The sequence below is a fragment of the Granulicella aggregans genome (assembly GCF_014203275.1).
GTDB lineage: Bacteria > Acidobacteriota > Terriglobia > Terriglobales > Acidobacteriaceae > Edaphobacter.
Genome location: NZ_JACHIP010000005.1, coordinates 514,661 through 535,252, shown reverse-complemented (window position 1 = coordinate 535,252; position 20,592 = coordinate 514,661). Strand labels below are relative to the sequence as shown.

The window sequence follows — 20,592 nt, the reverse complement described above, 5'->3', positions numbered from 1 at the left end:
TTCGGAAAGACCTTCAAAACGAGTGAGATGCGAGAAGTATAAACGATACTCTGGCTGAAAGAGCGTGTTGACCGCAGGCCTATAGGTCATGTTCTTACTTCAGTACCCAGCGAAGGGGACCGCCGCCCCTGCCGGTACTGGTCCAGAGCCATGCCCGAAGAGAATTATGCGCCGGCCAAGATCGGAACCGGACCAGGAATGATCGTGTTCCTGGTCCGGGAAGGTGTACGCCAATGTTCAATCAAAAATTCGCGGAATCTGTCTCTGCGGCTACTCCACGCTGCTGACCAGCGAGAACATGCCGCCCTGCGGATCCGATCCCTGGATGATCCAGCCACCACCAGGCACTTGCATGGGGCCGTTGCTCACCTTCCCGCCACCCGCTTCTACACGCTTTATGGCCGCGCCAATGGATTCCACGCAGAAGTAAAAGCCCCAACAGGAGACAGGGATGTGCGGGCCTTTCGTCATCATCCCGCCGTCGCCCATCTCTTTATGGTCGCCCTGGTCAAAGAGGCGATAGATGCCCATGGGACCCATGTCCATGTCGGTGAGCTTGGTCCATCCGAAGAGCTTGTTGTAGAAGTCGAAGCCCGCTTCGAGATCGGTCGTGTAGAGTTCATGCCAGCCGATCGTTCCGGGCGTGGGAGCCTCGGGACGTTGCGGCGACGGCATGCCCGGGTTCGACGTGAACACGACGATTGCGGCGCCCTGCGGGTCCGCCATGACGGCGAAACGCAGCATTCCTGGGACGTCCGTCGCTGGCCTTAACAACTTGCCACCGGCTTCGACAATCTTCTCGATGTGGGCGTCTACGTCGTCCACGGAGATATAGCCCACCCATCCGGTGTGCCCGGGGATATTGAGCATACCGGCGATGCCGACTTCACCGATGTTGAAGGTGGTGTACTGCATCCCGCCCTCGGTGCTTGGCATCTCGTGCGTGGTCCAGCCGACGACGTCGGAGTAGAACTTGCCGGCGGCCTTGGTGTCGGTGGTAATCAGTTCATACCAGCCAAACTTGCCTTTTGGTGAAAACATGGTTGACATCTCCTATGGGAACAGAATGTTGGCCTTCTCCTGAGCACTCATGTTGATATCAACCTTGTCCGGCGCTGTCAACCGGCGAACCATTAATTATTCGTTTGGACTTGGGCCGCCTCCGAAGATAAGACGGATGGAGCCGAGCAGGCCCGAAGGAATGGGTCTTACCTGGTCGAGGTCTTGCATCTGGAAGCGGTCACCATATTGCCTGATGAGCGGGCCGTAGTCGTGGGCAGGTTGTGCCGACCAGGCATTCAACGCGGTGTTGAAGACGTGGATCTCGATATGGTTCGCTCCAGGTCGCAGCAGCCCTGATACTTCGAGGCGATAAGGCGGGTGCCAAAGAGCTCCCGCGTCGTGGCCGTTGATGGAGACCAGCGCGGCCTCGCGGACTGGCGGATCATAGGTGGCGTGCATACCCGGGCCGGGAAGCGTGATCTTCGCGTTGGGAAGGCCATCAGGGCCGAGCGGCGGCGGGCCGTGACTGTCGGCGGATGGCCCGGAGAGGGCTGAGCCGCCGTCGATCTGGAGGTAGACCGGGCCGTTTAGGGCGGAGACAAATGTGAAGTCACGGCTGTAGACGGCCTCGCCCGAGTAATGAACCGTGGTGGGATCTGTGCTCCAGTCTGAGAGCGTCGCTTCTTGCTTCGTGCGGCCGGAGTTTGTAAATACGACCTTCCAATCGCGGCTTAGATCGAGAGCATCTTTGCGTGGGGATGGCGATGCAGGCTGCTGCTTAGTCTTGTCGTTGATGACATAGAGCGCCGACTCGTACGGCGCAAGGTCGAGATCGATTGAGCCGTCCGGTTGAACATCTTCGCGGCTGCTAAGACCGGTATCGAGGTCCCAGCGAGAGGTGCCTTTGAATTTGCTGGAAAGAACTGCACGGGCTTGGATGGAGTGATTCGATGTATTCGCGACGAAGTAGATATCGCCATCAGGAAGAGCGCGGCGGATGAAGCCTAGGCCGTCCTGCACGGAATCAGCTGCGTTCGTGAGTTGAAGGTCAGGCCTTGCAGCATAATGCAGAGCGGCTTCAAGTGTGGCGGGATCGGCGACGAGGGATGCGCCCGAGAAGAGCTGCTGCGACAGCTTGACTAACTCCTGCGTTGTAGTGCCGTCAGCATCGATGAAGGGCGCGTGCCCGAACGCAATGACGTGCCCGCCTGCGTTGACCCATGCGGCGATCTTGCGGAGGGTCTCAAGCGGGATGCGATCGGTTGGAGGAAGCACAAGCACTGAGTGATGGATGCCGAGACGATTGATTGTGTCGGCATCGGTGAAGTCAAAGTTATACCCGGCGGAGAGAATAGCTGAGATTAGTGCCGGATAGATGAGCTTGTTCATCGCGCCCGAGACCGACACGTGTCCCGGCGCGAAGCCTGCCCATGCGTCGTCAGTTGGCATGAGGATCGCGACCTGGTTTGCGGGCGTGCCCTGTCGTAATAGATAGCTGAGCCGCTGGACGTACTTGTTCACGTACGGCATGACCGGGTGCCAGGGATTGTGGTCGTTGAAGACTGCTGCGGCGTAGAGGGACCATCCGGGCTCGCCGACCTGCGGTGCCGAGTAAGGCCAGCCGTGGTAGATAAGTTGATTCTCACCCATGATGAAGTCGATGTCGGCCTCGGCCTTCATATCGAGTGGCGTGGCCCGAAAGACCGGCGAATGCAGCCATGTAAAGCTCTCGCCGGATGTGATGTTGTTGCCGAAGAGATGATTGCCCGAGGTCGCCCACCGCAGGGTAGAGAACGCTCTCCACTGCGGCCCCTCGCCTTCGGGCAGATCCACAAGGCGCTGGCTTGCAAGAGAGACGGCAGGTTCGCCGTATGTCTGCGAGCGAAACTTCGTATGGTGGTTATGCGCCCAGGAGTTGATCTGCACCAGATAGTTTTCGTCGACGAGTTCGGTAAGAGTGCGACCGTAGTCGTGGCGCACTTGCGCCGCAGCGGGCAAGCCACCAGCTACAAGTTCGGGCAGATGAGATAGCAGATCATAGCCGCGTCGCTTACGAAACTCCTCGGGCAAGGAAGGTGTCCAATCGGCACCGTAGGCTTCAAGCGAGTCCGAGAAGATGGCGTACGGTGGAGTATCTCCGAAGGCTTTCACGAGCGGCTCCCCGACTGCCTTCAGATGCGTGGCAACCGCTTGTTTGCTGAAGGGATCAAGCACGTATCCTTCGGCTCCTATGGCTGCACGTTTTACTTGCTGCAAGGTGTGGCTCGCAACAAAAAACAAGGCCACGCGAGGTTGTGCGGATGCTTGAGTCGGCGTTGAGAGTGAGGCAGGTTGCGCGGTTGCGGCGTTCCAGGTCTCGGGCGTGCCTGATGCGATAAAGGTTGAGACGATGCTCTCTCCATCGCTCAGTTTCATCTTCGGAAGGGAAGTGGCTTCGGGCGGAAGAGGAAGGGCGATGACTCGAAGACGCCCTGCGGCTTCAGCGAGAGTCGTGGCCGGTCCACCATAGGGCCAGCCGCTACAAAGAGTGACATCGACGCGCAGACCAAGGCGGCGGCCTTCTGCCTGAGCGTAGGTGACCGCATCGAGCATCGCGGAAGAGAGGAACGGAAGGTTCTTGAGGCCGCGAGCAGGGTCGTCTACGACCTCGGGATAGACGAATGCCAGTTCAACGCCGCCGAAGTTATCCGCCTTCATTTGCTGGAGTTCGCGTAGTATCTCGGCCTTCTCGACAGCGGGCCCGAACCACCACCATCGCACCATGGGCTTCGCATCATCTGGGGGCGAGAGGATCTGCTGCTCGATCTGCGCGATGTTGAGCTGGGCCTGCTGGGCGCCTAAAGTCAGCGCAAGCAGGCAGGTCGCGGCCAACGCTGCGGTGTATTTAGCGAGGCTGGCTCGGAAGGCGAGGATGCCATCGGTACGCATCGATTGAGTTCCTCCAGAACAGTTTTTCCTGCGCAATGTGGCTCTTGCCGGCGGCGTAGTCCTTGAGAATGCTGACGGTCTCAAGATACGCAAGGACGTGATCGCTGTTAGGCCAGTCGCTGCCGAAGAGGACCTTATCTTCGCCGAAGATGTTCCATAGCTCGTCGAGCGTGTCCTTATAGAAGCTAACGTTAGTTGGAACTGTGCCATTCTTCTCAGTGGGAATTTCGGAGAGCTTGATGAAGGCGCGCGGAGCGTTGCCCAACCTGCGGAGCGAGTCGATGTAAGCGGCCTTCGCTACCGGATCAGCAGGCGATGCAGCATGGGGAAGATGGTCGACGACGATGGTGAGGTCGGGTATGCGGCTCGCAATCTCCGCAAGCGTTGCGACGAGTGCTGGATTCGGATTGGCGCTCTCGAATACGACGCCTGCTTTCGAGACCATCTTTAATCCATCCATGAACCCGGCCCGCTTCACGTCATCTACAAGGTTGCGGTTCCAAAGGTTTCCATAACGAAGGCCGAGAAAGAGTGGATCTTCATGCAGCCGTTCAAGCTCACTCGCGAACTCTGGCGAGCTCGGAACAAGGTCCCCAATAATCCCAACCATCAGCGGATTCTTCTTCGCGGTGGCGAGAAGCCAATCGTTGTCCTTTGGCAGGGGACTGGCCTCGATAGCGATGGCCCCGACAACTTTGAAGCTGTTCGCAAGCTTCTGGTAGCGATCGGGCAAGGCAGGCTTGTAGAGCACGGTATCGGATGGCTCTGGCCACGGAACGCCGCCGGGGCGTGTGGGATCGAAGAGATGAATGTGCGTATCGATGATCGGTATACGCGGAGGCGTTGGCGCGAAGATCTCTCCGGTGGTTAGGACACCTCCGATGTACGCAGAGGACTTGAGGAACTCTCTGCGATTTATCTTCGTGGCCATCAAGACACGCGGTGCCATGTCTACCTTTCTCGATCCAGTCGCTAAAGACGAACAGCCGCGGCCGATGCGCCGCGACTGCTTCCTGTCCAAACTACTACTCGTGTGACTCTGCGTAGAGCTTCACAGGTCCAATCAGGCCCGAGGGCAACAAAGGTGAATCAGCTTTGTAGGGTTTCACGTCGGCGAAGGTGTACTTCACCTTCGCATCGGGCTGCTCATCTCCGATCAGCCGATTGACCCATGCATTTGTCACCTTGATGATGAGCTCGTTCTTGCCGGGCTTCAGAGTGCCAGTTAGGTTGACGCGATACGGCGCGTGCCACACCACCGCAAGGTCTCTGCTGTTGAGCGTCACCTGGGCTAGGTTCTTGACGTCGCCAAGATCGAGCCAGACTTGGACCCCTTTCTTGAACCACTCCGGCGAGGCATCGATCGTTCGGACATAAGTGCCGGTTCCGGCGAAGTACTTGATACCGGCATCGGCACTCTCTGGCCATGAGATGAGCTTGTCGAGGCTTGCCGTCGCAGGAGCGCCGCGGCCGCTCTGGAAGCTCACATTCCAGCTTCCATCGAGTGTTGCGAGCTCTGTCTCATGCATGTTGGGGACTGTATGAGACGGCGATTTTGCACTCTCGCGGAAGACCACGAAGACAGTACCCCACGCTTCAAGCTTGAGCGGCACCGTGGTATGGCCGTCGGCGCTTGTATAAGAAACAGGCTCTCCTTTGCCCGTCTCGGCGTACCAGAGTTGCGGGGCTTTGCCTGCCACGCGGAAGGTGGCGTCGACGGTTGCGGGGCTGTCGCTGCGGTTGTCGACGAAGTAGACATCGCCATCCGCCAGCTTGCGATGGACGAAGAGCAGCCGCGTGTCGGGTGCTGGCTTGGTGTAGTCGAAATCAGGTTTAAGATTCATCGTATGAAAGACATCATCAAGACTCAGGCCCGCATAGACCGTGCCTTTGCCGACCTTGTGTGTGCCGGAGCCATCACCGAACAGCTCGCTGTTGAGCTTCGTGAACTCCGCATGGTCGTCGCCAAGGCTGGGATCATCTGCTGGCATAGGGCCAGCGAGGGTCGCCCCATCTTCAACAAGCTTGTGGATCGCGCGCAGCACAGGCAGTGACATGTGTGTGCTGTAGGGATCGAGCGCAAGGAGGCTATAGCTCATGCCGCTGGCGGTTGTGATCTTGCCGTTAGCAGTCTTCAGCACATGGATCAGGCCGTCGGCGTTGATGTAGTCGAAACCATAGCCGGCGGGTATGTTCGGTGCCTTGTCGCCGTAGATGGCAGTAAGGTTCGAATCCTCGCCATAGAAGTAGATGATGTCTGCGCCGAAGTGTCCCTGCTGCAGCAGGTAGCTTGTGCGTGCGAGATAGTCGATCCACGGACGAGCCTGTTCCGCCCATGTCTCGTTGCGATTGAACCATTGCCCGAAGGGGCCAAGCGTCAGACCAGGTGCCTTGCCGACTAGCGGCTGGTGCGCAGACTCATGAATGACGAAGCGGTTGATGCCGTTGAGAAACTCCTGGTCTGCCGTGGGCTTCAGCGTCGCGGGTGACCATGCCCACGGAGCGGCGCCTGCGGTCATCGACTCGGCAGCAACCAGATTTTGGCCGTAGATATGGGCGACTGAAGCCGACTCACGATCGTCCGCGTTGAACCCGAACTGTTCATGGTTCACGCCCGGAGACTGTGTCCACATGGCGGCCATAGGAATGTCGTCGAGCTTCTTGACCTCCATGCCATCGGCGACAAAGGCGCGCCCAGCTTCGTGAGACTCGCCGTAGTGCCCGATGCCGCGCTCCTTAAGCGATGCCTGCACCTGTCCGTAGTGTTCGTCGGAGATGAGGTCCGCGATCGTCTTGCGGAAGTCCCATAGGAACTGGTCGCTGGCCGCAGCACTTTCAACGACCCGACCTGCGAGGACAGGCATCCAGGGCAGAGGATCATACCCGCGATACTTCTTGAACTGCGCGATCATATCGTCGGTCCAGTTCTGCGAGCCCGCCTCCCAACTATCGGTGATGACGTAACGAATACCGCGCTTGCCCATCCAATCCGCGCCGACCGTCTCCTTGTAGCTGTCGAGATAGCCATCCATGTACTTCTTCACGTACGCGTGATTCAGCTTGTCGACTTCAAGGCCAGTGGCCTCCTTCGTTGCTGGATGGTTGGTGATTCCCAGCAGGGAGTAGCCGAAACGCAAAGCGACCCAGTCACCAGCAGGCGGGGTCCAGTTCAGAGTTCCGTCCGGCTGCATCTTGCTGGTCAGATCGATCACATCAGCCTTTGCGATGGTGGCATCTGCATCGACCGCAGGTGTCGCCAACTTATAAAGGTCGTGCATAGTGACAAACGCGGCCTTCTCTTCGAAGCGGTTGACGCGGGCGCCTGTTTGCAGCGTCAGTTCCGCGATCTCATACTCTGGCGGCTTAGGCTTGGTGGAAATTCCAAAGGAAGCTGGATCCATGCCAACCGCCCAGAAGGGCATCTTTGGAGCGGGCCCACGTTTGAAGACCACGCGAACAAACTTCGCGTGCACGTCCGGCAGAGCGATCGTATGCTGCTTAGCCCCGCCGTCGGCGAGGGAAGCGACGTCGCGGAACGTCTTACCATCGTCGCTTATCTGTAGCGACTTCTCCGGATTCCCAATCCCGGTCAGGGCGCCGACGATCTCGCTGATGGAACCAGTGACGATCGTCAGCGAGCGGATGCGTTGCGCGGTGGGGAACTCCCACTGTATCCACGCATCTTCTCCTGCGGCCGGTATCGGCAGCTTCATCATTGTCTCGAGATCGCCATCGTTCAGCATCTTCAGATCTGGTAATCCCGAGCTGGCAGTGATCTTAGGATTGAGCGGAGGAGCCGCAGCCTCCGCCTTCGGCTTGCGATAGGCGAGGACGACTGCGTCGGCATAAAACTTCGGAAGAGTGGTCCCCGGACCCATCGAATCGCCGCCTTCGATGTTCTGGAAGGGGCCCGTGTTCGATGGCGGATGGGCAAGCTTGCCGTTGAAGGGCTTGCCGCCTTCGATCGCGGTCTCGCTCCAGACATACTTCTTCATCCCTTCCGATGGAGGCACCCACGGGCCGCCGGTTTCACTCCATCCAGGGGATCCCGCGATGGCCTCTTCCATCCCCAGGCTGTCCGCAAGCGTGGTCGCATACTTGAAAGCATCCTTCCACTCTGGAGTCATATACGCGAGGCGCTTGTCCACGACTTGCGGAGTGTCCAACGCAGCATCGAAGTTCTGAAAGCCCGCGATGCCAGAGCGATGCATCCATTCGAGGTCCAGCTTGATACCTTCCTTGGTGATATTGCCATTCATCCAGTGCCACCAAACGCGGGGCTGGGCTGAAGACGGCGGATTCTCAAACCCTTTCATCAGGGCGTTCTTGTCGGTCTGGGCCATGGCGTTCAGCGAGAGCGCGAAAGAGATGCCGAGGATGGTCGCAACTCGCGACTGTGACAGCCTGCGGGCCGTTGTCTTTGGTGTCTTCGGGTGCATCGTATCCAACTCCTTTGTAACGGAAATGATGTGCGATTTAGCGAGAGGCTTGGATGGTCGTCTCCATCGCCTTCAGGTAGTTGCCATAGCCGACGACGAGCGTCGATCCGATCAGCAGCATCAGGCCGCAGGTGACGAGCGTCTTTGTGCGCCGACTGGTACCCTTCCACTCCTTCAGCGCAAGACCCCACAGAGTCGCGAAGATGATGATGCTCGCCATGTGCAGTGTCCAACTTGAGAAGTCGTACCGGCCCATCTTCGTCTGGCCCATGGAGTAGAAGAAGAACTGGAAGTACCAAATGACCCCGGCGAGCGCGGCGAAGAGATAGTTGCGAACGAGTGTTGCACTCGAAAGCCGGGACAGACCTGCGATGTCACTGGCATCAAAGTCCATCAGCGTGTCTCCGGAGGTTGCGACCGCGCGCATCGGGTTGCTGCCGGGCGTTCCGGTGAACTGCGCAAAGGAACGGTTGCGGAAGATCAGGATCATCGACCAGACAAAATTCGTAGCGAACCCTCCCCAGAGAACGACGACAAGGACCGGCAGATTTTGAAACACCTCCGGCTTGCCCGTCTCGATCAGGTGCGCCTTGGCGATTGCCCCGATAGGCGCTCCGGCATCCAGGCCGAAGGCGAAGAAGGAACTCATAAATCCAGCGCCAATGGCGATCAGCACACCTTTCACAAACGAGAAGTCGCGCTCGCCGGATTCAGCTTTCTCTTCCGGGGTAATCTCACGCTCCTTGGAAAGTCCGGCGGCGCCGTTGACGGCTACGGCGATTAGACAGATGAGAATGCCCAGAAGAATGATCTGGCCGGAGCGCTCATGGGCGATGGTGTTGAGCTGCCCGTGGTAGATCGGTGGCACCAGCGTTCCGAAGGCGGTGCATAGACCGAGCGCGATTGCATAGCCGAGCGCAATCCCCAGGTAGCGGATGGCAAGACCGAAGGTGAGGCCGCCAACTCCCCAGAGCATGCCAAAGAGGACAGCGACCCAAATCGCATGGGGTTTCGTTGCATAGGCCGTGTGAAGAACTTGGAAGAGGTCCGGGACCAGCAGCCCGGCGAGAACGATTGGCGCGATCAGCCATGCAGCGACGCCCTGTATCAGCCAGTAGATCTCCCACGACCAGCGCTTGATGCCGCGGAATGGAATAAAGTTGGTGGCAGAGGCGAAGCCGCCGATCCAGTGATAGATGACTCCGAGAAACGGGTTCGAACCCATGATTGCCTCAAAAGAGAGTGGATGCCGCGAAGCGCACTCATCCTACATGATCGGAAATGCGAAAGGGAAATATACTCTCTATTGAATCGCGCACCGGAAACTAACGGACGCCCAAGCGGAGGCTGATTGCGTATCTCGCTATTCATCACCTGTTATAACGACACCCTCTTTCCGGATACCGGCAAGGCGGTCGTCCGCGTTCTGGAGCGGCTGGGGCATACGGTGGTCTTTCCCGCCGGACAGACCTGCTGCGGCCAGATGCACTACAACACTGGATACCAGAAGGAAGCCATGCCCCTGCTGGAACGCTTCGTTGCGCAGTTTCGCGATGCGGACGCGGTCGTCGTTCCATCGTCTTCCTGCGTGGCGATGATGAAAGACCACTACCCGAAGATGGCCGAGGAGATAGGCAGACCGGATCTGATCCGCGACGTGGCTGAACTGCTGCCGAAGATCTTCGAATTCTCAGAACTGCTGACACGCCGCCTTGGGCTGGACGATGTCGGAGCCTACTACCCTCATCGCGTGACCTACCACGCAAGCTGTCATGGTCTCCGCAACCTGAACCTTGGCGACGGCCCTCTGCGTTTGCTGAAGGCTGTGCGCGGCATCGATCTCGTTCCCATCGCCAATGTCGAGCAGTGCTGCGGCTTCGGCGGTACCTTCGCCGTCAAGAACGCAGAGGTCTCAAGCGCCATGCTTGCAGAGAAGACGACCGCTGTTCTAAACACCGGAGCCGAGGCCTGCACGGCCTGCGATAACAGCTGCCTGATGCACATCCAGGGAGCCCTGCATCGCCAGCGCACAGGAGTACGCACGATTCATCTTGCAGAGATTCTGGCAAGCACGGAAGAGGGCCGCGCATGAGCCTGCAGCCTCTCGATCCGCGCACGGCAGAGATCTTTCCCATGGCCGCGCGTCACCTTCTTGGCGATACCCAACTCCGCAAAAACGTCCGCCACGCCACGGACGTAATCCAGAACAAGCGCCGCATCGTGGTCGACGAAATGCCCGACTGGCAGGAGCTGCGCGAGTCCGGCAAGCGTCTGCGCGAGCACACCATGCAGCATCTGCGCGAGTACCTCGAACAGTTTGAGCGCAACTGCACCGCTGCCGGTGGCGTTGTTCACTGGGCACGCGACGCGGCGGAGGCGCGCCAAATTGTTGTTTCACTCGCCAAATCCGCGGGCGCCAAGGAAGTCATCAAGATCAAGTCGATGACCACCGAAGAGATTCAACTCAACCCTGCGTTAGCAGCGGCAGGCATCCGCCCTTACGAGACGGACCTTGCCGAGTTGATCATCCAACTAGGTCACGACCAGCCATCACACATCGTCGTTCCCGCGCTGCACAAGAACCGCCAGCAGATCCGCGAGATCTTTCGCCGCGAGATGAACCTTCCCGACCTTGGGCCGAGCCCGCAGGACCTCGCGGACGCCGCGCGACTCTTCCTCCGGGAGAAGTTTCTTACCGTGCCGACGGCAGTCAGCGGAGCCAATTTCCTCATCGCGGAGACCGGCGGAGTCTGCGTCGTGGAGAGCGAGGGCAATGGCCGCATGTGCCTCACGCTGCCAGACACGCTGATCACTATCGCGGGCATCGACAAGGTCATTCCGCGCTACGAGGACCTGGGCGTCCTCCTGCAACTGCTGCCGCGATCCGCCACGGGCGAGCGCATGAATCCGTACAACAGCATATGGACGGGAGTCCATCCGGGCGACGGGCCAAAGGCCTTTCACGTAATCCTGATGGACAACGCGCGGACCAGCATTCTTGCTGATGCTGAAGGCCGGCAGACCCTCAACTGCATTCGCTGTGGAGCCTGCCAGAATGCCTGCCCGGTCTATCGTCAGACCGGCGGCCACGCGTATGGATCGGTGTATGCAGGGCCGATCGGCGCAATCCTCACGCCGCAGTTGATGCAGATGGAACACGCGCAATCGCTGCCTTATGCGTCGTCGCTGTGCGGCGCCTGCTACGAGGTGTGCCCGGTAAAGATCAATATTCCGGAGGTGTTGATTCACCTCCGCAATAAGGTCGTGAAAGAGAAGAGCTGGGCCGACCCGGAGGCGATCGCGCTGAAGACGGTCGCATCGATCTTCCGCAGCGAACGCCGGTTCCGAGCAGCGCAGCGGCTAGGTCGTATCGCCGAACGCCCGCTGGTTCGCAAGGATGGCCAGGGTGACGGCTGGATCAGTTGGCTTCCCGGTCTGCTGGGCGGATGGACCCAGGTGCGCGATCTGCAGTCGATGCCGAAAGAGAGCTTCCGCGAGTGGTGGGAGAAGCGCGCGGAGACCAAGGGAGGGAGCGATGTCTGACGCTCGCAGCGAGATCCTCGCAAGAATCGCCCGGGCGACCTCAACAGGATCTCCCAGTTCATGGGAGGAGATTCCCCGGGATTATCGGCAATCCTCCACGGCTTCTGACAGGGAACTGGTGGACTTGCTCACACACCGGTTGCACGACTACGACGCACAAGTGGTCGAAGCATCCTCTTCGGATGCGGCGACAGCAGTGGCCGCGATGCTGAAGGCGCGGGAAGTCTCGCGCATTGTTATTCCGCCAGGCCTGCAATCGTCTTTGCTGCCGCCGGGCTTCAACTTCATCGAGGACACGGGTCTCTCTCATGCGGAGTTGAACCAGTGTGAGGGGATCCTGACCGAGTGCACCCTGGCCATCGCGGAGACGGGGACCATCGTGCTGCAAAACGTTCCGGGGCAGGGGCGTCGCGCCGCAACATTGGTGCCCGACTATCACCTCTGCATCGTGGATGCTGCGAAGATTGTGGCGACAGTGCCGGAAGCGATAGAACGCCTGAACCCAACGGCGCATCTTGCAACGACGTTCATCTCCGGTCCCTCGGCGACCGCGGATATTGAGATGACAAGGATCAAAGGCGTCCATGGCCCACGGTTCCTCGACGTGGTTCTATTGCTCGAATAAGGCTTCAAGAAGATATCGTTTGGGTGGACGTATGCAAATCCTTGACAAAAGGAGTCGCACAGACGAGGCTAGATGAAATTCCAATAGGTAGGTTCTTCTTCTTTAGGAATTCGGAGGTTGGGCGATGGCGTTAGAGGAAGGAAGCCGGACAGAGCAGCATCGGCAAAAGATCTGGAAGGCACTGGATGATTTCCGCATCGAAATTCCGTCATGGGGATTCGCCAACACAGGAACGCGCTTCGGCAAATTCTCTCAGCCTGCCGCAGCGACTTCGATTGAAGAGAAGTTCGCCGACGCTGCGCAGGTCCATGCCCTGACCGGCGTAGTTTCGAATCTTGCGCTGCATGTCTTATGGGACCTCCCGAATGGGACAGCCGACGTCCCGAAGATTCAGCAACTGGAGCAGAAAACGGGTATTCGGTCGGGATCGATCAACCCTAACGTCTTTCAGGATCAGGAATACAAGTTTGGGTCCATCTGCAACCCTAGCGTCGAGATCCGCGGCAAAGCACTCTCTCACCTGCTTGCATCGGTGGAGATTGGACAGGCGCTTAACTCGCGCGATGTCTCGCTCTGGATCTCCGATGGCTCGAATTATCCCGGCACACAGAGCATTCGCCGCCGCATCGAGTGGATGGAGGAAGTGCTGGCAAGCACGCACGAAGCCCTTGGCCCCGACCAGAGGATGCTGGTCGAATACAAACCTTTTGAGCCCGCTTTCTATCACACCGACATCGCGGACTGGGGCATGGCGCTTGAACTCGCGCGTCGCGCGGGGCCGAAAGCCAAGGTGCTGGTCGACACCGGCCATCATCTTCAGGGAACGAACATTGAGCAGATCGTGGCGTGGCTGCTGCATCTGAACGCCCTTGGCGGGTTTCACTTCAACGACAGGAAGTACGCCGATGATGACCTCACAATCGGTTCAATTGACCCCTACCAGGTCTTTCGGATATTTCACGAAATTCTCAGTGTCCGCGTCGAGGACCGAAGCGCAATCGCATTCATGATCGACCAGAGCCACAACCTGAAAGGCAAAGTTGAGGCGATGGTACAGACGGTCTGCACCGCTCAGGAACTATTCGCCAAGGCCTCGCTCGTCGATCACGAAAAGCTAGCGGAACTACAGGACACCTGTCGCCTAGTGGAAGCAGAAGAGTGTTTCCGCGATGCATTCTGGCAGGACGTTCGCCCTATCGTGAACGAATGGCGTGAAGCGCGGAAGCTTCCCGCAAATCCTCTCCATGCGCTCGCGCAGAGCGGCTACATCGAACGAATAACGGAGGAACGTGGAGCCCGCAACTCGGCGAGTATCAGCAGCTACGCATAAGGATGTATCGCAGAGATCAACATGTCGATTGCGCTCACTCCGTGTAGCCTATGTCTGTATTGAAACGCACGGGAGCGGACATGCGAAAGACAACGAAGCGGCTTTATCTGATTCCGGTACTCTCTAAAGCCCTCGACATACTTGAACTGCTGCAGCTGGAAAACCAGCAGATATCGCTGGAGGCGATCTACCGCAAGACGAAGATCTCGAAGACTACGGTCTACCGCATCCTCAAGACATTCGTGCATCGTGGATACGTTTCGCAGTCTCAGGACGGCCTCTATCGCCACGTCTCGCGGCCGCGCAAGGTACGCTTCGGCTTCGGCAGCCAGAGCACGGAGATGCCGTTTTCGAACGCCGTCACGGCGAGTCTAAAGCTCGCCGCCGCAGCCAGCGGCGTAGACCTGGTGATTCTCGACAACAGCTACCACGGGCCGACCGCAATCAAGAATGCCGAGCAGTTTGTTGAGAAGGGCGTTGACCTGATCATCGAATTTCAGGTGGAGCAGAGTGTGGCGCCCATCATCGCGGACAAGATCGCGGCAGCGAATATCCCGCTGATCGCTGTGGATATCCCTCACCCGCACGCCACGTACTTCGGCGTGGATAACTACCGCGCGGGCGTAGAAGCTGGTGAAGCGCTGGCGGCGCATGCGGCGCACAAGTGGTCCGGCCGCGCTGACTGGGTGCTTGGTCTCGACCTGGCCGAAGCGGGGCAGCTCGTACAGAGCAGGATCACAGGCGTGTTTGAAGGCGTGCGCGAGAGCATCCCGGAGCTTCCCGTGGAGTGCTTTGTGCGGATCGACGGGCGTGGCATGCGCGAACACAGCCGCAAACTGGTGGCGGGATTCCTACAGCGGCATTCAAAAGATAAACATATCCTGATCGGTGCCGCCACAGACACGAGCGCCCTTGGAGCGCTCGATGCCGTGCGCGAACTGAAGCGTGAGCGCCATGTCGCGATTGTCGGACAAGACTGCATTCCGGAGGCCGAGGACGAGATTCGCAAGCCGAGTTCGCCCTTCATCGGCTCTGTCTCGCATGAGGCAAACTCCTATGGCGAACGACTCATTCACCTTGGCCTGTCTCTGCTGCGTGGTCAGACCGCCGCGCCGTACAACTACGTCTCGCATCGCCTTGTAACGCGCGAAAATCTGCCGCCCGAATAGCGATAACGATGGCAGCACGTTCAGTTAGTGAAGCCCCTGGACGAACCTAAAAAATGCGCCGGATCGGACAGGAAGGGCGAGACTTTTGGTCTCGCCCTTCCTGCTGTCTGACCTATGACAAACAATGGTCTATTCGCTGGGGCGAACCGTGTCGCGGCACTGCCGGCAAATTGCTGGTTCGATTTAGTAGCGTTCCAATACGCAATCAATTTCATTATGTTGACAGTGCTGTATGCCCTGTGTATTGTTTCCGGCGAAACTCAAGAGCCAGTTTGCATGCGCTAAACGGACGCGGGTTTATGGAAGCCCACTGTTTTCTCTACAGCAAAGAGAAACAGTTTCAAGTACGAATTCTTCGGAGGTTTTATGAAGCTTCGCAATTTCCTTACACTCGCCGTTCTGATCGCGAGTTCGATGCTCGCATTCGGCCAGGCGGCATCCACGGGAACAATCCTGGGCCACGTGGAGGACTCCGGAGGCGCCTCGATCGCAGGCGCCAAGGTGACGATCCTAAACACGGCCACAGGCATTGATCACGTCGTGATCACCAATCAGGATGGCGAATACACCGCCCCTGGACTACAGCCGGGTTCGTACAAAGTGACGATCGAGGCTTCGGGATTTGGCTCCAAGGTCAGCTCGGTCGGTCTGGTCGTCGCGCAGCAGGAACGTGTCGACGCGGCATTGAAATTGGGCGGAGCGATAGAGACGGTCACTGTCGAGGCATCGGGCGGCGCTCAGCTTGATACCGACAGCGCTGCAATCTCGCAGCTTGTGAGCGAGAAGCAGGTGAATCAGCTGCCGCTCAATGGCCGCAACTTCCTCAACCTGCTCTTCATCGGTGCCGGCGCGGTCCAGACGGTTGGCGAGCAGGGCCAGATGCGCGGCGGTGAGGGCAATGCAATCAGCATCAGCGGAGCTCGTCCAGAGTCGAATAACTACACGCTCGACGGCATCGTGAACACGGACACGGCGTTGAGCACGCCTGCGGTGATCCTGTCTCAGGACGCAATCCAGGAGTTCAAGGTACAGAGCGAGACCTACTCGGCGGAGTTTGGCTTCAGTGCGAACCAGGTGAACATCGTCAGCAAGAGCGGTACGAACCAGTTTCATGGATCTCTCTTCGAGTTCAATCGGAACGACGCCTTCGACGCCAGCACCCACTTTCAGGCACTGAAGCCGGTGTTGCGCCAGAATCAGTTTGGGTTCGTGCTGTCCGGCCCCGTGCTTATCCCGAAGATCTTCAACGGTCACGACAAGACATTCTTCCTGGCGAACTATGAAGGCGCGCGGATCAAGGCGGGAACCAGCCCAACAAATCAGTTTGTGCCAGACCCCGCGCAACTGACCGGTAATTTCGCGGGGTCAGGTCTACCCGCCTATGGATCGGACGCGTGTACTGCGGCCTTGAAGGCTGGCAACGCTTGTCAGCCCATAGATCCCACGACCGGTCTGCCCTTTTTGAACGATTCGATTCCAGCGACCAGGTTCTCCAATATCGCGAAGGTAACCCTTGGGGCCAACTTGTTTCCGGCTCCAAATGAGCCCGGCGTGACGAACGGATATGTACTTCGTACCGTGTTGGCCAACAGCACGGACCAGCAGACCTACCGCCTTGATCAGAACCTGAAGAAGTATGGTTCTGTCTTCGGACGGTATACGCGGGCGCAGTACCTGAACAACAGCGCGGGAACGGTTTCCGTACCCTTCGGATTGAATGTATTTACTGAAAACTCGGTGAGCTGGCAGATCAACCATACGATCAGCCTGGGTCAGAACAACGTAAACAATTTCCGGTATGGAAACCTCTCAGCGAAGTCGATCCAGGGAGTAAGCCCGGCACCGGCTTCTGCTGTGGATGCGCTGGGTCTAACCGGAATCTTCACCAACCTTCCGGACTATGCGCGCGGATATCCGAACGTCTCCATCGGCGGCGGACCCGCATCCGTGGGCAGTCCGGGCAACGATCCAACGACCAGCGATATTCCTCAGTATGAGATCGCTGATTCGTTCACGTCGATCCACGGACGGCACACGCTCAGCATTGGCTTTGACTACAGAAGCTGGATCCAGAAGCGTGACCTGTCATCAAACTTCCTTGGTTCCTATAGCTTCGCCAGCGGCACGATTCTGACGAACGGCGGCACTTCCGACGGAACAACACAGAATGCAACAAACCCATGCACGACGGCCTATTGCGGCACGGGCAATGCGACGGCAGACTTCCTGCTTGGTTACTACTCGGGGGCAAGCACCTTCCAGCCGGGACCGTTCAGCACGGGGTCGACGCCAGGCAATCTGAATCAGTTCCACTTCAAGTACTTCGCACCGTATGTGCAGGACGACTGGAAGGTGACAAGCAATCTCACATTGAACCTGGGCTTGCGGTATGACTTCCGCACAATTCCTACAGAAACAGACAACAAGCTGTTCTGGATCGATAAAGCAAACGCACAGGGTGGCCTTTGCTTTGCGAATCCGAAGCTGCTAACGGATGGCGTTGCGCCGGCGGGCAACGGGTTCTATCGTTATTGCGGTCGGAATAATCCGCGGGATGCGGCGAAGCTGCCATTTGCTCCGCGTATCGGATTTGCCTACCGTCCGTTTGGCGATAACAAGACTGTCGTTCGCGGTGGCTATGGTCTGTACTTCGATTCGACCGAGACGCGCGAGATCGACGACTCGGGCGACCTGTATCCCTATGTCGTTCGTACAAACATCAACCCTGTTACCGCTCCAGGTGTGCCGAAGAGTACGGACAACCTCTTTCCTGCGACCGCTGCTCTGCACCCTGTAAGCGTGGCGACAGACGGAGGACAGTTTGTCGCGGTCATCATCTCGGAGAATCCCATCAATCCTTACGTTCAGCAGTACACGCTGTCGGTACAACACGAACTCGCGCCGAATACGACGCTTGAAGTGAACTACATCGGGAACAAGGGAACCCACCTCTTGGACCGCGTCAACATCAACGAACCGCTACCGGTTCCAAACGTCGCGCTGTGCAACTCAAGTCAGGGCAACGACCCGAGTTGCAACCCGGCCGTACGTCGGCCGCTGCCAAACTTCACGAACACTACGGGAACGCTGGACAGCCGATGGTCCGGCTACTCCAACTACAACGCTGGGAACATCAAGTTCGAGCGCCGTTCGAGCGACCTGGCAGCGGTACTGGTATACACCTACTCGAAGAGCATGGACGACAAGTCGGCTGCGGCTGGAATCGGAGCAACAAACGGTTTCGCAGGCCACCTGGACGATCGGAACCCTTCGCGCGATTATGCGCGTTCGGACTTCGATGTAGGCCAGCGATTTGTTGCAAGCTTCGTCTACAACCTGCCATTCGGACAAGGCAAGCGCTACGCGAACAAGATCAATCGCGCTGCCGATGCAGCAATCGGCGGCTGGGAGCTGACGAGTATTGCAACCTTCCAGAAGGGCTTTCCGTTCTCCGTGCTCGGCAACGATACCTATGGGCTTTTGTCGGCCTATAATCAGCGGGCAAACATCAACGGTCCAGCCAACAGCGGATTCACGAAGAGCCTGAACAAGTGGTTCAACACCGGTTCGTTCTCGCAGCCGCTGGCTGGAGTCTTCGGGTCGAGCGGTAGAAACATTCTGCGTGACCCCGGCATCAACAACTTCGATATCGGCCTTCTCAAGAACTTCGCCGTGCACGACCGGATTAATTTCCAACTCCGGGCGGAGACGTTCAACACCTTCAACCATGCGCAATACGGTGTCGACCCAAGTTCGCCTACAGCTGCGGCATCAGGACCAGGCACCGGCGCAGTCGACCGAAACGTGAACGATGTGGGCAGTGCTACCAACGCAAACTTCGGGCAGGTAGTCTCAGCTAGACCCGGAAGGGTGCTGCAATTGGGCGCAAAGCTTACGTTCTAATAACGAGCAGTTTCCCACCTCAGGGGGAGAGTGATACTGGCTCCCCCTGATTCTTCTTGTGAAGAGGAGCGAAGGTACAAGATGATCCAAACGAAAGTGCAGCTTCTTGCCGCGAGCGTCGCGGCAATTGTGGTGTTGGGTGTGGGGACGATGAGAGCGCAGGCACCTTCCGAGGAAGTGAAGGTGGACTGGAATCAGACACTCATCACTTCGAAGTCCACGCCGACTCTACAAGTGGTCGTGAACCCGATGCTGCTCCGTGGCGCAAAGCTTCATGACGGCGCATTCAAGGCGCTCCACGATCTCGGCGCGGACTATGTGCGCTACGTTCCGTGGCTGCCCTATCCGCGCCAGGCGGTCGCTGAACTCGACCCGCCTTCAGACGGCAAGACATCCTGGGACTTCTCCCACATAGATACGACCCTCGATGACTTCATGAAGGCGACCGAAGGCCATAGCGTCGTGCTGAACTTCAGCACGATTCCCGCATGGATGTGGAAGACCGATAAGCCGGTCACTTACCCTGACGATCCGAACCAGGTCTTCTGGAACTACACGCAGGGCACGGAGCTGCGTGATCCTTCGATGAAGGAGGTCTCGGAATACTTTGCGCGACTGTTAGCGTGGTACACAAAGGGCGGATTCACAGACGAGTTTGGCAAGCGGCACGAGTCCGGTCATCACTACAAAGTCGCCTACTGGGAGGTGCTGAACGAGATCGAGTTCGAGCATCACTGGTCGCCGGAGATGTACACGCGTTTCTACGACTCGGTGACGGCCGCCATGCGCAAGGTCGATCCCGACATCAAGTTTATGGCCATGGCGCTGGCCCAGCCGAGCGTTGGCTCCGGCCCGGAGATGGTCGAATACTTCCTGAACCCGGCGCACCATAAGCCCGGCACCCCGATCGACTTCATCACCTATCACTTTTATGCGACCCCTGGACCGGACCAGACGATCGACAACTGGCAGTACACCTTCTTCGATCAGGCCAACGGATTTCTCGCAACCACGCGCTATATCGAGACGATCCGCAAGCGCTACAACCCTTCGGTGAAGACTGACCTCAACGAGCTTGGTGTAATTCTGTCCGAGGATGGCAAGGAGATCAGCACGCCGGGCTATGTCGCGAAGCCGGAGCCAGCGGGCTACTGGAATCTCGCGGGCTCCATGTACGCCTACATCTATATGCAGACCTCGCTGATGGGCATCGATGTCCTTGGCGAGTCGCAGCTAGTTGGATATCGCTCGCAATTCCCAAGCGTGAGCGAGATAAATTACGAGACCGGTGAGCCGAATGCCCGCTATTGGGTTCTGAAACTGCTAAAGGATAACTTTGGCCCAGGCGACAAGCTCGTCGAGACGACGAGCTCAAGCGGAGACTATGCTGTACAGGCGTTCGCGACCGCAACAGGGAAGAAGTTGCTCATCTTGAACCGTAAGAATCGCGAGGTAGATGCGGCATTGCCTGCCGATGCAGACGGAGCTTCGGTCACGCTGGTGGCACCTTCAACCGGCGACGGGCCTGCGTCTACGGAGAAGGTCACAGGGCACACTCTAAAGCTGCAGCCTTTTGAAGTCGCTGTCGTAACCTACCGCTGAAATTGAGCAATACAACAAGTTCAAGAGGAACACATGGAATCTGCGGTAAGA

At 58.2% G+C, this 20,592-nt stretch carries 12 protein-coding genes; 7 read left to right on the top strand and 5 right to left on the bottom strand.

Features of this window, described 5'->3' with window-relative positions; all coding sequences use genetic code 11:
* Window positions 1–270 precede the first annotated feature (270 nt).
* The 5 genes from HDF16_RS19390 to HDF16_RS19370 all read right to left on the bottom strand — a co-directional run bounded on the left by HDF16_RS19390 (window position 271) and on the right by HDF16_RS19370 (window position 9,594).
* Entirely contained in the window at window positions 271–1,041 is a 771-nt protein-coding gene (locus HDF16_RS19390) for a VOC family protein (protein WP_184220426.1), read from the bottom strand.
* A gap of 96 nt (window positions 1,042–1,137) precedes the next feature.
* Complete coding sequence (locus HDF16_RS19385) at window positions 1,138–3,930, bottom strand: glycosyl hydrolase (protein WP_184220423.1); 2,793 nt, start codon at window positions 3,928–3,930, stop codon at window positions 1,138–1,140.
* A complete protein-coding gene (locus tag HDF16_RS19380; RefSeq protein ID WP_246409303.1) occupies window positions 3,887–4,879 on the bottom strand; it encodes an amidohydrolase family protein in 993 nt (330 codons plus the stop codon). Before HDF16_RS19380 ends, HDF16_RS19385 begins: the two co-directional genes overlap by 44 nt.
* A 76-nt stretch (window positions 4,880–4,955) precedes the next feature.
* A complete protein-coding gene (locus HDF16_RS19375) occupies window positions 4,956–8,369 on the bottom strand; it encodes a glycosyl hydrolase (RefSeq protein WP_184220420.1) in 3,414 nt (1,137 codons plus the stop codon).
* A 37-nt stretch (window positions 8,370–8,406) separates the two neighbouring features.
* Window positions 8,407–9,594 carry an L-rhamnose/proton symporter RhaT gene (locus HDF16_RS19370; RefSeq protein WP_184220417.1) on the bottom strand — a complete coding sequence of 396 codons (1,188 nt, stop codon included), beginning with the start codon at window positions 9,592–9,594 and terminating at the stop codon, window positions 8,407–8,409.
* A gap of 126 nt (window positions 9,595–9,720) precedes the next feature.
* On the opposite strand from HDF16_RS19370, the gene HDF16_RS19365 reads away from it, so the two are divergent.
* The 7 genes from HDF16_RS19365 (at window position 9,721) to HDF16_RS19335 (ending at window position 20,541) form a co-directional block, all read left to right on the top strand.
* Window positions 9,721–10,461 carry a (Fe-S)-binding protein gene (locus HDF16_RS19365; protein WP_184220414.1) on the top strand — a complete coding sequence of 247 codons (741 nt, stop codon included), beginning with the start codon at window positions 9,721–9,723 and terminating at the stop codon, window positions 10,459–10,461.
* Window positions 10,458–11,912: a LutB/LldF family L-lactate oxidation iron-sulfur protein gene (locus HDF16_RS19360; RefSeq protein WP_184220411.1), complete on the top strand. Its 1,455-nt coding sequence runs from the start codon at window positions 10,458–10,460 to the stop codon at window positions 11,910–11,912. The genes HDF16_RS19365 and HDF16_RS19360 overlap by 4 nt, the downstream gene beginning before the upstream one ends.
* Complete coding sequence (locus HDF16_RS19355; protein WP_184220408.1) at window positions 11,905–12,537, top strand: LutC/YkgG family protein; 633 nt, start codon at window positions 11,905–11,907, stop codon at window positions 12,535–12,537. Before HDF16_RS19360 ends, HDF16_RS19355 begins: the two co-directional genes overlap by 8 nt.
* 124 nt (window positions 12,538–12,661) lie before the next feature.
* The gene (locus HDF16_RS19350; RefSeq protein ID WP_184220405.1) at window positions 12,662–13,867 is read left to right on the top strand and encodes a TIM barrel protein; all 1,206 of its coding nucleotides are present in this window, start codon (window positions 12,662–12,664) and stop codon (window positions 13,865–13,867) included.
* An 80-nt stretch (window positions 13,868–13,947) separates the two neighbouring features.
* Window positions 13,948–15,036 (top strand): substrate-binding domain-containing protein, encoded by a 1,089-nt coding sequence (locus HDF16_RS19345; protein WP_184220402.1) that lies wholly within the window; start codon window positions 13,948–13,950, stop codon window positions 15,034–15,036.
* Between the two features lie 366 nt (window positions 15,037–15,402).
* Complete coding sequence (locus HDF16_RS19340; protein ID WP_184220400.1) at window positions 15,403–18,939, top strand: TonB-dependent receptor; 3,537 nt, start codon at window positions 15,403–15,405, stop codon at window positions 18,937–18,939.
* A gap of 81 nt (window positions 18,940–19,020) precedes the next feature.
* Entirely contained in the window at window positions 19,021–20,541 is a 1,521-nt protein-coding gene (locus HDF16_RS19335) for a glycosyl hydrolase family 39 (protein ID WP_221312897.1), read from the top strand.
* The last annotated feature ends 51 nt before the right edge of the window (window positions 20,542–20,592 follow it).